At 35.8% G+C, this 12,045-nt stretch carries 11 protein-coding genes and 1 pseudogene; 7 read left to right on the top strand and 5 right to left on the bottom strand.

The genetic code is table 11. The annotated features are described in order from the left end of the window. Positions 1–176: 176 nt before the first annotated feature. Together ABC374_RS13300 and ABC374_RS13295 are read left to right on the top strand one after the other, a co-directional pair. Positions 177–1,220, top strand: coding sequence for an aldose epimerase family protein (locus tag ABC374_RS13300; RefSeq protein ID WP_413018274.1), 1,044 nt, complete (start codon positions 177–179; stop codon positions 1,218–1,220). Positions 1,221–1,565: 345 nt separating this feature from the next. Beyond that, positions 1,566–1,703 (top strand): hypothetical protein, encoded by a 138-nt coding sequence (locus ABC374_RS13295; protein WP_350299066.1) that lies wholly within the window; start codon positions 1,566–1,568, stop codon positions 1,701–1,703. 12 nt (positions 1,704–1,715) lie between these two features. Here ABC374_RS13295 and ABC374_RS13290 read toward each other — a convergent pair whose 3' ends face one another. The 3 genes from ABC374_RS13290 to ABC374_RS13280 form a co-directional block, all read right to left on the bottom strand. After that, on the bottom strand, positions 1,716–1,862 hold the full coding sequence (locus ABC374_RS13290) for a hypothetical protein (protein WP_413018272.1): 147 nt from the start codon (positions 1,860–1,862) through the stop codon (positions 1,716–1,718). A 211-nt stretch (positions 1,863–2,073) separates the two neighbouring features. Then, the gene (locus ABC374_RS13285; RefSeq protein ID WP_413018270.1) at positions 2,074–2,712 is read right to left on the bottom strand and encodes an HD domain-containing protein; all 639 of its coding nucleotides are present in this window, start codon (positions 2,710–2,712) and stop codon (positions 2,074–2,076) included. Between the two features lie 116 nt (positions 2,713–2,828). Further along, complete coding sequence (locus ABC374_RS13280) at positions 2,829–3,752, bottom strand: LysR family transcriptional regulator (protein ID WP_413020343.1); 924 nt, start codon at positions 3,750–3,752, stop codon at positions 2,829–2,831. Positions 3,753–4,323: 571 nt separating this feature from the next. On the opposite strand from ABC374_RS13280, the gene ABC374_RS13275 reads away from it, so the two are divergent. Beyond that, a complete protein-coding gene (locus ABC374_RS13275; RefSeq protein ID WP_413018268.1) occupies positions 4,324–4,935 on the top strand; it encodes an FMN-binding negative transcriptional regulator in 612 nt (203 codons plus the stop codon). Positions 4,936–5,306: 371 nt separating this feature from the next. Here the strand turns inward: ABC374_RS13275 and pdxR are convergent, their stop codons facing one another. Further along, on the bottom strand, positions 5,307–6,692 hold the full coding sequence (pdxR, locus tag ABC374_RS13270; RefSeq protein WP_413018266.1) for a MocR-like pyridoxine biosynthesis transcription factor PdxR: 1,386 nt from the start codon (positions 6,690–6,692) through the stop codon (positions 5,307–5,309). Between the two features lie 134 nt (positions 6,693–6,826). On the opposite strand from pdxR, the gene ABC374_RS13265 reads away from it, so the two are divergent. The 4 genes and pseudogenes from ABC374_RS13265 to ABC374_RS13250 all read left to right on the top strand — a co-directional run bounded on the left by ABC374_RS13265 (position 6,827) and on the right by ABC374_RS13250 (position 10,354). Then, positions 6,827–7,459, top strand: a complete 633-nt coding sequence (locus ABC374_RS13265; RefSeq protein WP_413018264.1) for an FMN-binding negative transcriptional regulator — start codon at positions 6,827–6,829, stop codon at positions 7,457–7,459. A gap of 249 nt (positions 7,460–7,708) precedes the next feature. After that, entirely contained in the window at positions 7,709–8,347 is a 639-nt protein-coding gene (locus ABC374_RS13260; RefSeq protein WP_350299060.1) for a LysE family translocator, read from the top strand. Between the two features lie 87 nt (positions 8,348–8,434). Further along, a complete protein-coding gene (locus ABC374_RS13255) occupies positions 8,435–9,145 on the top strand; it encodes a B3/B4 domain-containing protein (RefSeq protein ID WP_413018262.1) in 711 nt (236 codons plus the stop codon). Positions 9,146–9,895: 750 nt separating this feature from the next. Continuing rightward, a pseudogene (locus ABC374_RS13250) lies at positions 9,896–10,354 on the top strand (MarR family winged helix-turn-helix transcriptional regulator). A 222-nt stretch (positions 10,355–10,576) separates the two neighbouring features. On the opposite strand, the gene ABC374_RS13245 reads toward ABC374_RS13250, so the two are convergent. After that, positions 10,577–11,974 carry an aminotransferase-like domain-containing protein gene (locus tag ABC374_RS13245; protein WP_413018260.1) on the bottom strand — a complete coding sequence of 466 codons (1,398 nt, stop codon included), beginning with the start codon at positions 11,972–11,974 and terminating at the stop codon, positions 10,577–10,579. Between the last annotated feature and the right edge of the window lie 71 nt (positions 11,975–12,045).

Raw genomic sequence — 12,045 nt, 5'->3', positions numbered from 1 at the left:
GGAAAATACTTCATCAAGAATATGTTGATTTACTAATATGATTCCCTTTCTTAAGGCCGAAGTTGCTACTTCGGCTTTTCAACTATTAAAATGTTTGCTGAACTTTTAGTGCAATTCATGGTGTTTTAGCTTGTATTTATATGAAGGCAACTTAATAGGGAAAGGAGCCGAAAGAAGTGAAAGTATCACAAAGCTCGTTTGGAAATGATGTTTTGCTGTTTACTATAGAAAATGATCATGGAGTAAGAATAGAAGTAACAAACTTTGGTGCAAGAATCGTCAATCTTTTCGTCTTAACGGAATCGGGTCGTAAAAATATCGTATTAGGATTTGACTCAATTGAGGATTACAAAAAAGAAACTTATTATGGAGCAACAATAGGAAGAGTCGCTGGCAGAATAAAAAATGGCGAATTTTCAATTGGCGAATCACGTTACCAAACATCTGTAAATCAATTGGGGAATACATTACACGGTGGCAGCCCTGGATTCGATGAAAAAATCTGGGATTATGAAGTGAAGGAGACGGATGAAAGTGCATCGATCATCTTTTCAACCCACTCACCTGATGGCGAGAATGGTTTTCCGGGGAATTTGAAAGTAAGTGTGATTTATACATTAGACAACTTAAATATTTGGTCAGTGAGCTATCAAGCAATAAGTGATAAAGACACAGTTTTTAATCCAACCAATCACGTCTATTTTAACTTAACAGGGCATCCAAGCAATCCAATCGATGATCATTTCTTACAAATCTTTTCTGGAGAATTTGCACCAGTAAATGACGATACCACGGTAACTGGGGAAAAGCGAAGCACAATTGGCACGCCTTATGATTTTCGAACCCCGAAAAAATTAAAATCAACCTTTGAAGCCATTGACGCAGAAGTTAAAAAGGTTCAAGGAATCGACCATCCATTCTTCCTTACGTGCTCAGGACTTCATCAAACTGCAGCCAAATTAATTAGTCCTGACCAGAAAATAACAGTCGAGGTATACACAGAAGAGCCTGCGGTTGTCATTTACACTGCAAACTTTGTGAAAGGTGTGCCACTTATGCACGGAGAAAAATTAATTCAACACGGCGGAATAACATTTGAAACCCAAGCTGCTCCAGGAGCGATTGAGTTTGAAGATTTTGGAGATATTCTTTTATTAGCAGGCGAAAATTATACTTCCCAAACAAAATACAAAATTGAGGTAAGGACGCCACTCAGCTGAAGTTTCCAGTCAGTGTGTTAAAGCGTCGAACAGGTGGATTTGGTTTCGATAATTTCACATCGATTCGGCTGCTAGTTAGGATCAGCATCCGGTGCCTGTCAGAGCGATCGAGCATAGGCCGTTACATATATCGGGTGGGATTCCCGCCGAATAAGAGTTAGCCACTCACTCGAACTGAGTTTTGAAGGATAGAGGATAAAGGATAACTTATATCTTTAAGCGTAAACAGTTAGATAGTGGGTCGCAAACTACGGTTAAAGGAAAGCCCCCATTTAAACAGCGCATATTAAATACGCAGCACCTCCTGGTACGATACTTGTATCAATCAAAGGAGGTGCTTTTCCTATGCCGCAACAAAAATTAACGATTGTCCCCGTTACATTACATGCCGAAAATAAAAAATCTATACGATCTACTCTTCAGAAGATCCCATTTGCAAAATCAAAACGGCAAACGCTGAAATATCCTTCTATGGCGGTGTAGATGACGTGCTATTCAAAACATTATGAAGGAATTTAATAACCCGATCATGGCAGCTTCAGCTAAAAGTTCAATTAGATGAAGGGCACGCATTGATTGTGTGAGTCCTTCACGTTCAATACCAAGTTTCATCTGTAATAGGCAACCAGGATTTGTTGTCATAATAACTACGCCTATGTGACTTCCGTGTGCTTCATTTTTTAATCAATGTATGCATGGTTTCATCCAAATTAATCAATCTTTTTAAGGCAACACCACCACTCATACTCATGCAATGACCATCTTTAATAAAGTGGTAGCTTCCTTAGTCGATATTTCCTTTTGGTTCTTAACTTTCTACCACGATTCGCTGTTACGTTGTCATTTTTGTACCCTATTCTGTCCAAGGTGAATGCAAAATACAATCACAGAAATTTTTATTTTTATATTCCGGTCTAAAATATTCAATAATATCTTCCTTCATATTGCCAAAAGTAGTTTCTGGCTTATGCTTAAAGCCCTCATAAAACGCTGGAATAATGTCCTTTTTGAAATTGTTACGTGGGAATGCTTTTATAATTTCTTCTCGCAAGTCGTCAGGGAATTGTTCAAAGCCATCTCCCATCACTTCTAAACCAACACCCGAAAAGAGTAGTGCCACTTCAGCTTCTTTATGTTCTGCAACGCCAGGTGTCGTATGTAATGCAATAGCATCCCATACAAGACGAATCGACTCATCTGGAATTTGATACTGTTGTAAAAAGCTCCTCGCTGCATTTGCACCGTCTACTTCAAATCGTAAATCTGGGCTGCTGAACTTTTTTGTTAAACCTAAATCATGGAATAATGCACTAACATAAAGCAACTCTAAATCATGATTCTGCTTCGTTTTTTTTCCGTTAACTGCGCCAAATAAAAATACACGATTGGAATGATTCCACAACAAGTCGTCCCCATGCTCGCGTAAAAGATCTGCTGCTTCTTTAGCCAATCGAGAATCTGGAATTTTAATACCTGCTACTTCTTGAAACATAATTGAAAATCCCCTTTACAATTTGATAGTTCTTATCCCCATGAACTTGTATTCATTGTAAAGAGGAATTTATCATTTATCTATCCATTCATTTCTATGATAATAATAGATAAAAACTATAATATAGAACTTTTTAAAGAAGCTATCTCATCTTTTTCTGTATGAAAACGTAGCCTTTCGATTTCACATAATAATAACTCAATATACTTACGTGCTGCATAATTGATAAAACGATTCTTTTTCATCACGAGATAAACAGATCTAGTCAAAGTGGGTTTTTCAATACGTTGGAAAAATAAATCCTCTGTATCATAAAATTCATATAATGTCCGCGAAACAAAACTGCGGCCAACCCCATTTCGAACGAGCTTCAAGATAGATTCAATGCTAGACGTTTCGACAATAGGTTCTAACTGCCTGCCAACCTCAAGACTCGTTTTATCAAGTATTTTTCTGCATTGATGGATATTTGGAAATAAAATAAGAGAACTATCTAAAACATCGGAAAATGAAACCTTCTGATCTCCATTACTTTGATTACTAATCAGGTAAAATTCTTCATCATACAACTTCGTCACCGTCAACATATCATCACGATTGAATTCAAAACCAATACCAAAATCAGCTTGATTCTCTAAAACAGCCTTTTCCACTTGATCCGTACTTTGAACAAGCACTTTTATGTTTGGATATAATTGGTTGAATTTAATACACAAAGTGGATACCAAATCAGTTATTTCTCCTGGTAACACGGCAATTTTCAATTCCCCGATTTCTACTTTTGTAAGGGCTTTAATTTGAGAAGATATACTTTGTAAGGAATTTTGAATATTCAATGCTTCTTTTTGTACGATTTCACCCACCTTAGTAAGTTCAATCTTCTTGCCAATACGGTTAAATAGTGCATAGCCTACATCTTGTTCAAGCATTTTAATTTGATGGCTTAAAGTTGGTTGCGAAATTCCTAATTTTTCAGCTGCTTTTGTAAAATGTAGTTCTTTACTGACCATTAAAAAATATTCTAAATGTCTTAATTCGATACTATTTCAATCCTTTCTAATGAAAATAATTATTGGCTATCTGTATGTATGCTCCAATAAAATAATCTAGTTATTAAGTTACTTTATTTGAAGGAATTATTCCATAATTTGGCGTGATTGCTGGGTAAAATTAAAAAACACCATTAGCTATCAGTTATTTTGGTTCATAAATAACTCACTATGATGTTGGATAACGGGCCGGGTTAAACAGAAATCATATCTAATTACTGCTTAAAATTGAAGTATTGCTCCTCATAAATACCTTATTTTATACGGGTGGAAGTTATTTAATTTTAAATGTAATTAATTCACTAAATGTAAGTTTATATACGTCAAAAATAAAAGGTGAAATCAATGAACTTTCATTTCTATATCGGGGGAGAGGGTTTAAAAGGATCCTTAAATGCAAAATTAAACTTTGAAAAATTATAATCACCGTTGACATGTTCAATTATTAATAATTGTACCTTTTTAGAAGTCAGTTTACATAATAAAATATCTCATATAATACTTAGTTTTTAAAATTGGGGATAGCCGAAAAGACAAAGGCTTTTTCAGGAGGAGCCAAATCATGTATATACCTAAACATTTTCAACTCAAGGATGAAGAAATAATTTATGATTTTATCGAAAAGTACAGCTTTGCCACTTTATTTTCTCAACACAATGGAGAACCATACGCTACCCATCTTCCACTCACATTAAATAAAGGTGAAAGTGCTTTATATGGTCATTTTGCCCGCCCAAACGAACAATGGAAGGATATAGAATACCAACAAGTTCTTGCGGTTTTCCAAGGTCCTCACTCTTATATATCTCCGTCTTGGTATGAAACAACGATGGCAGTTCCTACTTGGAATTATGTCTCTATCCATTTATATGGAAAGATGGAGATTGTCAAAGATCAAAAAGTCATATTCGATTCTCTGAATGATATGGTGAACAAATATGAAAATCCAGATAGCCCATACAATTTAAATGATGTGGATTCCAGTTTTATCGAAGGAATGAGTAAAGGGATTGTAGCATTTAAAATAAAAATCACAAAAATTGAAGCGAAAGCTAAATTAAGTCAAAATCACCCTGTGGAACGTCAAGAATTAATTATTAAGCATCTAGAAAATACTTCTCAACAAGATAATATACAAATAGCATCTCTTATGAAGAAAAATCTACAAAAATAAAAGTTATTCGACTTTGTCTTGTTCAACTAATGTGGTAGATTTGTTAAAAAATTAAGCCTAATTTCAGATGGAAATTAGGCTTAAAATTATCCTCTAATTAATTTATAAAAAAGCAAGTTTTAGATCTATAGCTGCACTTAATGTCATCGCAATAAAAACTAGTTCTTCCAATCTTCGGATTATCCCATATCACATATTCCATAAGCTGTCCCCCCATAGGAAGGGTGGAAAGAAACGCCAATCCCGCTCCAAATCCAATAACTAATAAGGGGGATATTTCCATTTAAGGGCCCTATGAAGATTATTTATCATTGCAACACCAAACATTCAAATAAAACAGCTACAATTCGTTAGTTAAAAGAATTGTGGAGTCATTCTTTTAACCATGCCTTCTTTAAGAGTTTCACACCCACATCAATTTCATTTGAAGAAAGATTACTGAAACCTAGTTTAACCATTGGTCCGTCGGTGTTATTTTTAATGAAGTAGAGGGACGTAGGATACACCGTAACGCCATGAAAGGAAGCTTGTTGAATTAACCATTCTTCTGAATGCTTCAGATGTACTTTGACTAATACATACAAACCGGATTGTTCACCAATAATGGATATATTTTGAGCGAATTGCTCTTTTAATGCGGATACTAAGTGCTGCATTTTTCTTTTATAAACAAGGCGCATTCTTTTAATATGTCGACTCCATTCTCCCTCTTCCATAAGTTTAGCCATTGTAAGCTGGCTAAGCAGGGAGGTAGTAGCTTCAAAATGAAGAAACTGATTTTTAAAACGATTTATTAATGGCTGTGGCAAGACCATATAACTTAAACGAATTCCTGGAAGAAAGGACTTCGAGAAATTCCCTAAATAAATGACTCTTGCTGAATCAATGGAGGCAAGAGCAGGAAATGGTTTTTGTGTATAGCGAAATTCACTATCATAATCGTCTTCAATAATATATCCACGAATCTTGTTAACCCAATGAATAAGCATTTGCCGTTGTTGAATAGACATGCTTACTCCAATTGGACTTTGATGGGAAGGGGTTACATAGATTAATCGTGATTTCATTTGTTCTAATTGTGAAAGTTCAGCACCTGTTTCATAAACCGGCAAAGTTTCAAACATAAAACGATGGAATTGAAAAGCTTCCCTAGCACCGTCGTAACCTGGGTCTTCAACTACAATACTCTGGAATTCATCCTTCAGTATATGTCCAAGGTATACAAGCATTTGTTGGGTACTGCTTCCGATAATAATTGCATTTGCATTTGTTTTCACTCCGCGTGATTGGAATAAATATGTGGAGATTTGTCTGCGCAGGCATTCTTCCCCAAATGGTTCCCCGTATCGAAAGCTATCCTGTAAAGTTAATACTTGATTAGCAATTCTCCTCCAAATTTTCAGCGGGAAATGTTTTTGATCAACGGCATCTGCCCTGAAATTAACTACCGGAGGTTTCTTGGACTCAGTCTGCTTTTTATTATAAGAGATTAATGGCTCCTGAAATATTAGCGGTTCTAACTCATTTGCAAAATAACCTTTTCTGCCTTCTCCACGAATATACCCTTCAGCAACAAGTTGTTCATATGCCAGTAAAGTTGTATTTCGGCTTACATGTAAGGAATCTGCAAGTTGACGAATGGAGGGCAATTGCTCATTTGCCAAAATGTCTCCTTGTTCAATATATGATTTAAATTTCTCATAGATTTGTTTGTATTTTGGGGTGTTATCATTGAAAGTAAAAATGGTATTATTCATTTGCATTCCCTCTGACATGTATATTTATTTAGTATTGTACCTTTTTTCATGTCAACTTGTATAATAATATTTTTTTATCGGATATTTATTTTTAATGCTTATATTTTTAAAAACTCTAATACAAATTTGAAAGGATGATTATTGTGTACATTCCTAAGCAATATCGTATGAAAAATGAAGAGGCAGTTCAAATTATGAAGTCAAACCCGTTTGCCTTATTGATTACTGTTAATGAACATCGTCCCTTGGCTACGCATATTCCATTGGAAATACGGGAAGATGAAGGGAAAATCTATGCGACTGGGCACATTGCATACGGAAACAAGCAGAAAAAAACTTTAGACAATAATAGTGATGTGTTACTGATTTTTCAAGGGCAGCACGCTTACATTTCATCAAGTTGGTATCAGTGCGAAGAGGTTCCTACTTGGGACTATCTAGCTGTACATGCGTATGGATCAGCACGTTTAATCACTGAAGACGAGCTGATTTCCTCCTTGGATACCATGCTTAATCACTATGAGTCTCACCGAGAAAATGGTCGGACCTGGGAAACGTTTGATCCAGAGTTGCTTAAGAGAGAAATGAAAGGAATAGTGGGCTTTGAAATTGAAATCACATCTATTCAAGCTGCAGCCAAAATGAGTCAAAATCGTAATGACACTGATTACAAAGCGATTGTTACAGAGCTTGAGAAATCAAATGAACAAGGGGAAATTCAGGTTGCTCAATGGATGCGTGAGCAAAGGAATGGGTTAATTAAATGATTTTTGGGTGGCACCCCTAAAAGCAAAAATGGTGTTTATCACTTTTAAGGGAAAGCAAAGGTAAGTCAAAACCATTCCTTACACAGACAAGAGCTCATAATAAAACTGTTGGAACAGATTCCTTTTCTAAATGAGCAACAAATCGCCTCCTTGATGAAAGCGAACCTTAAAAAAGTGGTAACCTTGCTTTCACCATCGAGGAGGAGCCCAATAAAACATATGCAAAAATACAACAAGGAGTTGCTTTTTATGGAGTTTTCAAATATTTGGCTATTTGTAATTACTGCTGCTACATTGTTAATAATACCTGGACCGGCTGTGTTGTATATTATGGCAAGAAGTATTGATCAAGGGAAGAAAGCGGGCATAGTATCAGTTCTTGGTGTATCTCTTGGTGGTTCTGTTCACGTTTTAGCTGGAGCAATTGGAGTTTCAGCAATCCTTATGACATCAGCAACGGCCTTTAATATCGTTAAATACTTAGGTGCTGCTTATCTTATCTATCTGGGTTGTAGGACTTTATTTTCTACATCTGATCGAACGGCTTCAGAAATTCCAAAAGCCCCTCGCAAAAAGTTATTAAAGATATTTTACGAATCTGCGCTCGTAGAAGTAATGAATCCTAAGACAGCACTCTTTTTTTTAGCCTTCTTTCCGCAATTCATATCACCTTCGGCCGGATCAGTCACAATACAATTTTTACTTTTAGGAATTATTTTTATTATCCTAGCTTTTATTAGTGATGGTCTGTATGCAGTTCTTGCAGCAAGTATTAGAAAGCGGATTCTGGGTAGTGAAGTAAATTCTAAGTTGCAGAATCGGATAACTGGTTATTTATATATTGTTCTAGGGGTATTCTCCGCCTTTGCGAGTCCCTCCAAAACATAAGAGTGTTTGATGAAATTTATCGAGTTGTTACACAACAAATAGCGATTCCACTAAGACAATAAGTAAAATGAAATGGAGAGAGAATTTATGCCTGGATTTATCATTGAAGATGATTTTTGGTCGTTATTCCCTCATGCAAAAATAGGCACCCTTATTTGCCAGGGGATTGACATTTCAATAAAGGACGTTGAATTCTACGAGAAGCTGCTGCAGGAGGCAGAGAAAGAAGCACATAAATTTCTCAGTCTGGAGGAATTGAGTAGTAATCCAGTCATATTCGTTTGGCGAGAAGCTTTTCAGAAATTCAAGACAAAGAAAGGGGCAAGGTGTTCCATTGAAGCTTTATTAAAAAGAGTGAAAAATGGCAATCATATCGGAACAATAAACCCGCTTGTTGACATCTATAATTCAATTTCATTGCGTTATGGGCTTCCATGCGGCGGAGAAGATATCGACACTTTCGTAGGCGATATTCGGCTAACGCAGGCAAATGGAAACGAACCGTTTATCCCATTGGGAGAAGATGAAAATGCTTCACCATATGAAGGTGAAATTGTTTATAAAGATGATGACGGAGCAATATGCAAATGCTGGAATTGGCGTGAAACTCTGAGGACGATGCTAACAGAAAATACAAAAAATGCATTCCTCTGCATTGAATTATTAGATGAAACAAGAAGTAATGAATTTCATATGGCGCTAAAAGAATTGTCTGATTTAGTGTCACATAAACTTGGTGGTATTGTGAAGATTGAAGTATTAGATATTAATAATAGGGAAATTACAATCTTTGATTAGTCAAATAGCATACTCTGTCTGCAAATGTTATGGAATTCATAGTACCATGTATCAAATGTTTTCAACGCGGACCATACTTAAGATAAGTGTGAATCCAACTATGAAACCAGTAAATTTATGAATCGCGTTTCTACATAATATCAAGAGTAGATAACTACTTTCTAGGTTATAACCCTTATTCAACAAGAGGGAGTAGCTTATAAATTATTAAATCCCAATTTCTGATTTATATACTGAGAGATTGGGATTTTAACCCAGAAGTATCCTGAACATTGTTAATCAGCGTTTTCTGGTGGTATCACACTCTTCAATTGGGAAGGATGTTAGCGGATAAATAAAGAGTAATTGATAAAGAACAGGATTAGCGTATACCTTTTACAGTGATTTCTTCTACATGATATTTAAAAGCAACATTTACATTAAAGCACGCTTTTTTTCATCAGCAGTTTGGTCAATTGTTAACTAAAGCAAGATACTAGGGTTTAGTTCTCATGAAAATTCTATAGTCTTCGCAGATGCAACAAATTGAAAAATGACCGCTTGAAACTTCGCCTGATCGCCTTATGTGTAAAGAATCCCCAGTGAAGCAATCGCCTCCTTGTGCATAAAGTTAATTTGAATAATAACAATTCAATATTTTACGACAATCTTAACGCTCATAGATTTTCAGCATTACTTGGATAAAGAGAGAAGCAATTCTAGATAACGCTCCTTATAAACATATCTTGAAAAAATAAGTGGAGAAGAATTATGGATAGAATTATTGAAGAGATTAAAGTTATTGCAAGATGCTTAGATACACTCAACAATATAGTATATAAAGATCTTAACCTTTCTAGGGGACAGTACTTGTATTTCATTCAAATCTGTGAACACCCGGGAATGATTCAAGAAAAGATAGCTGAAGTGATTAAAGTAGACAGAACTACAGCAGCTCGCGCTATAAAAAAGTTAGAAATAAATGGATTTATAAAAAGAGTGGGTGATTAGGAGAACAGAAAAATAAAAAAACTATTCCCTACAGTAAAAGGAAAAGAAATATATAAACTGATAGAAAAAAAGAGAAATACTTTAATGCAACAGCTCTTCAGAGTATTAATATTGAGGAACAGAAATTAGTTTTTAATTCTTATTCAAAGAATAAGAGGAAATATTGAAATTGATTGGCGGCATATAAAAAAGGGTTCTGGTGCAAAAACTCCAAGATAATTACAATTAATCTCCAAATCATGGAAATATTGATACTATTAACGAGTAGCGTTAGTTCAACAAGTTAAAGACATCAATCATAATCATTATCTTCCACAATTGGGCGCTTTAATGTAGTAATAAATATGAACCCAATTTATCTAATTTAATACAGAGAAATTGGGCTTTTTAGTATTGAAGTTTCCTAAACAATGTAAAACCGTATTTTCCTGACGCTACCCCTTATTGAGTAGAGCGTACTAAATTAATAAACTTCCTAAGTCCTTCAGAGATTTGCTCTTCACTGGCATAGGAATAGCTTAACCGGAGCCATGAGGAAGGCTCCTTTAAAGGGTCACATATTTGGCCGGGAACAAAGGAAATTGATTGCTCCAGACTATTGACCAATAAGTCTTCTGTTGACAGGGAGCCTGGGAGCTGTACCCATAAATTCAAGCCACCATTTGGGCTGGTCCATCGCCAATCGGTTACGGACAGTTCTTCCTCCATGATTTCCTTTCGTATTTGGAGCGCAATTCGCAGTTTCTCAACATGTTGCTGCAGCCTTGGAGATGATAAGTAATGCAGGAAAATCTTTTGATTTAAAAGCGGTGATCCATTATCGGCCAATGATTTTACTGCTAGCAATGATTTCACCACGGAAGACTGACAGTTCATCATGACGGCTATTCGCAACCCCGGTGATACATATTTGCAAAAGCTTTTGATATATATCACCATGCCGGAGGTATCATAGGTATACATGGGCGGCGGAGGCTTCTGATCAAAAAAGATGTCATTGTAAACATCGTCTTCTATTAACAGACAACGGTGGTCCTCGGCTAACTGGACTAATTGTTTTCTTTGAGCCGATGGGACCGTGTATCCTGTTGGATTATGGAAGGTTGGATTTAAATAAAACAGACGAGGTTTGTGTTTTTTCATGATGAATTCAATCTGCTCTAAATCATATCCGTACGGATGAATATCGACGGTTACAATATTGGCTCCTTGTGCTCGAAAAATATCAATGGCAGAACTATAGGTTGGTCTCTCCAAAAGGATAGTGTCTCTTGATTTTACATAGGCCTGGGCAATCAGATGAATGGCTTGCTGCGAACCGGTCGTAATTAATAGCTGATCTGGATGTGTAATCGTTTTATATTGCTGATTAAAATAGTCAGAAAGTGATTGACGCAGTTCATGATCGCCTTGTACGGTGGAGTAGGTGGAGAGAACCTTTGGATAGAGATCAAAAACTTTTTTTACATAGTCCGATATGAAGCGATTTGGCAAAAGATTAGGGTCAATTAATGCCTGTGAAAATTGGTAGGAAACAGGTGTCTCATGGATTTCCGATAAATGATTTTTTTGTACATATGCAGAAACGATCGGATTTTCCATGTTTTCTAATTTATTAATTTCACGGGATTGGACATAATAGCCGGATTTATCTTTGACATAGACTCTATTTTCCTGTTTAAGAAGCTGATAGGCCTTTAATACGGTTAAGCGATGAACCTTCATCTTAGCAGCTAAATTTCTAATTGAAGGGAGCTTTTCATTCTCATTCCATTCATTAAGTTCGATTCGGTGTAATACATAATCGTATACTTGTTTAAATAAGTAATCTCCATTCATTTCTTTCCCTCCCAACCCCTTTGATTTTAGCATATTTCTCCTTGATCTGGTCTAATGATTTTCATCTGTTC

The organism is Peribacillus phoenicis (assembly GCF_047238085.1).
Classification (GTDB): Bacteria; Bacillota; Bacilli; order Bacillales; family DSM-1321; genus Peribacillus.
The sequence above is the reverse complement of the archived record's forward strand: the minus strand, read 5'-3'. Positions and strand labels throughout refer to the sequence as shown.

Coding starts and splice junctions, on each gene's coding strand:
- ABC374_RS13290 (WP_413018272.1), bottom strand. CDS start 1,862: ATGACAACAAATCCTGGTTGCCTATTACAGATGAAACTTGGTATTGAA.
- ABC374_RS13275 (WP_413018268.1), top strand. CDS start 4,324: ATGTATATACCTAAACATTTTCAACTCAAGGATGAAGAAATAATTTAT.
- ABC374_RS13295 (WP_350299066.1), top strand. CDS start 1,566: ATGCCGCAACAAAAATTAACGATTGTCCCCGTTACATTACATGCCGAA.
- ABC374_RS13265 (WP_413018264.1), top strand. CDS start 6,827: ATGATTATTGTGTACATTCCTAAGCAATATCGTATGAAAAATGAAGAG.
- ABC374_RS13245 (WP_413018260.1), bottom strand. CDS start 11,974: ATGAATGGAGATTACTTATTTAAACAAGTATACGATTATGTATTACAC.
- ABC374_RS13255 (WP_413018262.1), top strand. CDS start 8,435: ATGCCTGGATTTATCATTGAAGATGATTTTTGGTCGTTATTCCCTCAT.
- ABC374_RS13260 (WP_350299060.1), top strand. CDS start 7,709: ATGGAGTTTTCAAATATTTGGCTATTTGTAATTACTGCTGCTACATTG.
- pdxR (WP_413018266.1), bottom strand. CDS start 6,692: ATGAATAATACCATTTTTACTTTCAATGATAACACCCCAAAATACAAA.
- ABC374_RS13285 (WP_413018270.1), bottom strand. CDS start 2,712: ATGTTTCAAGAAGTAGCAGGTATTAAAATTCCAGATTCTCGATTGGCT.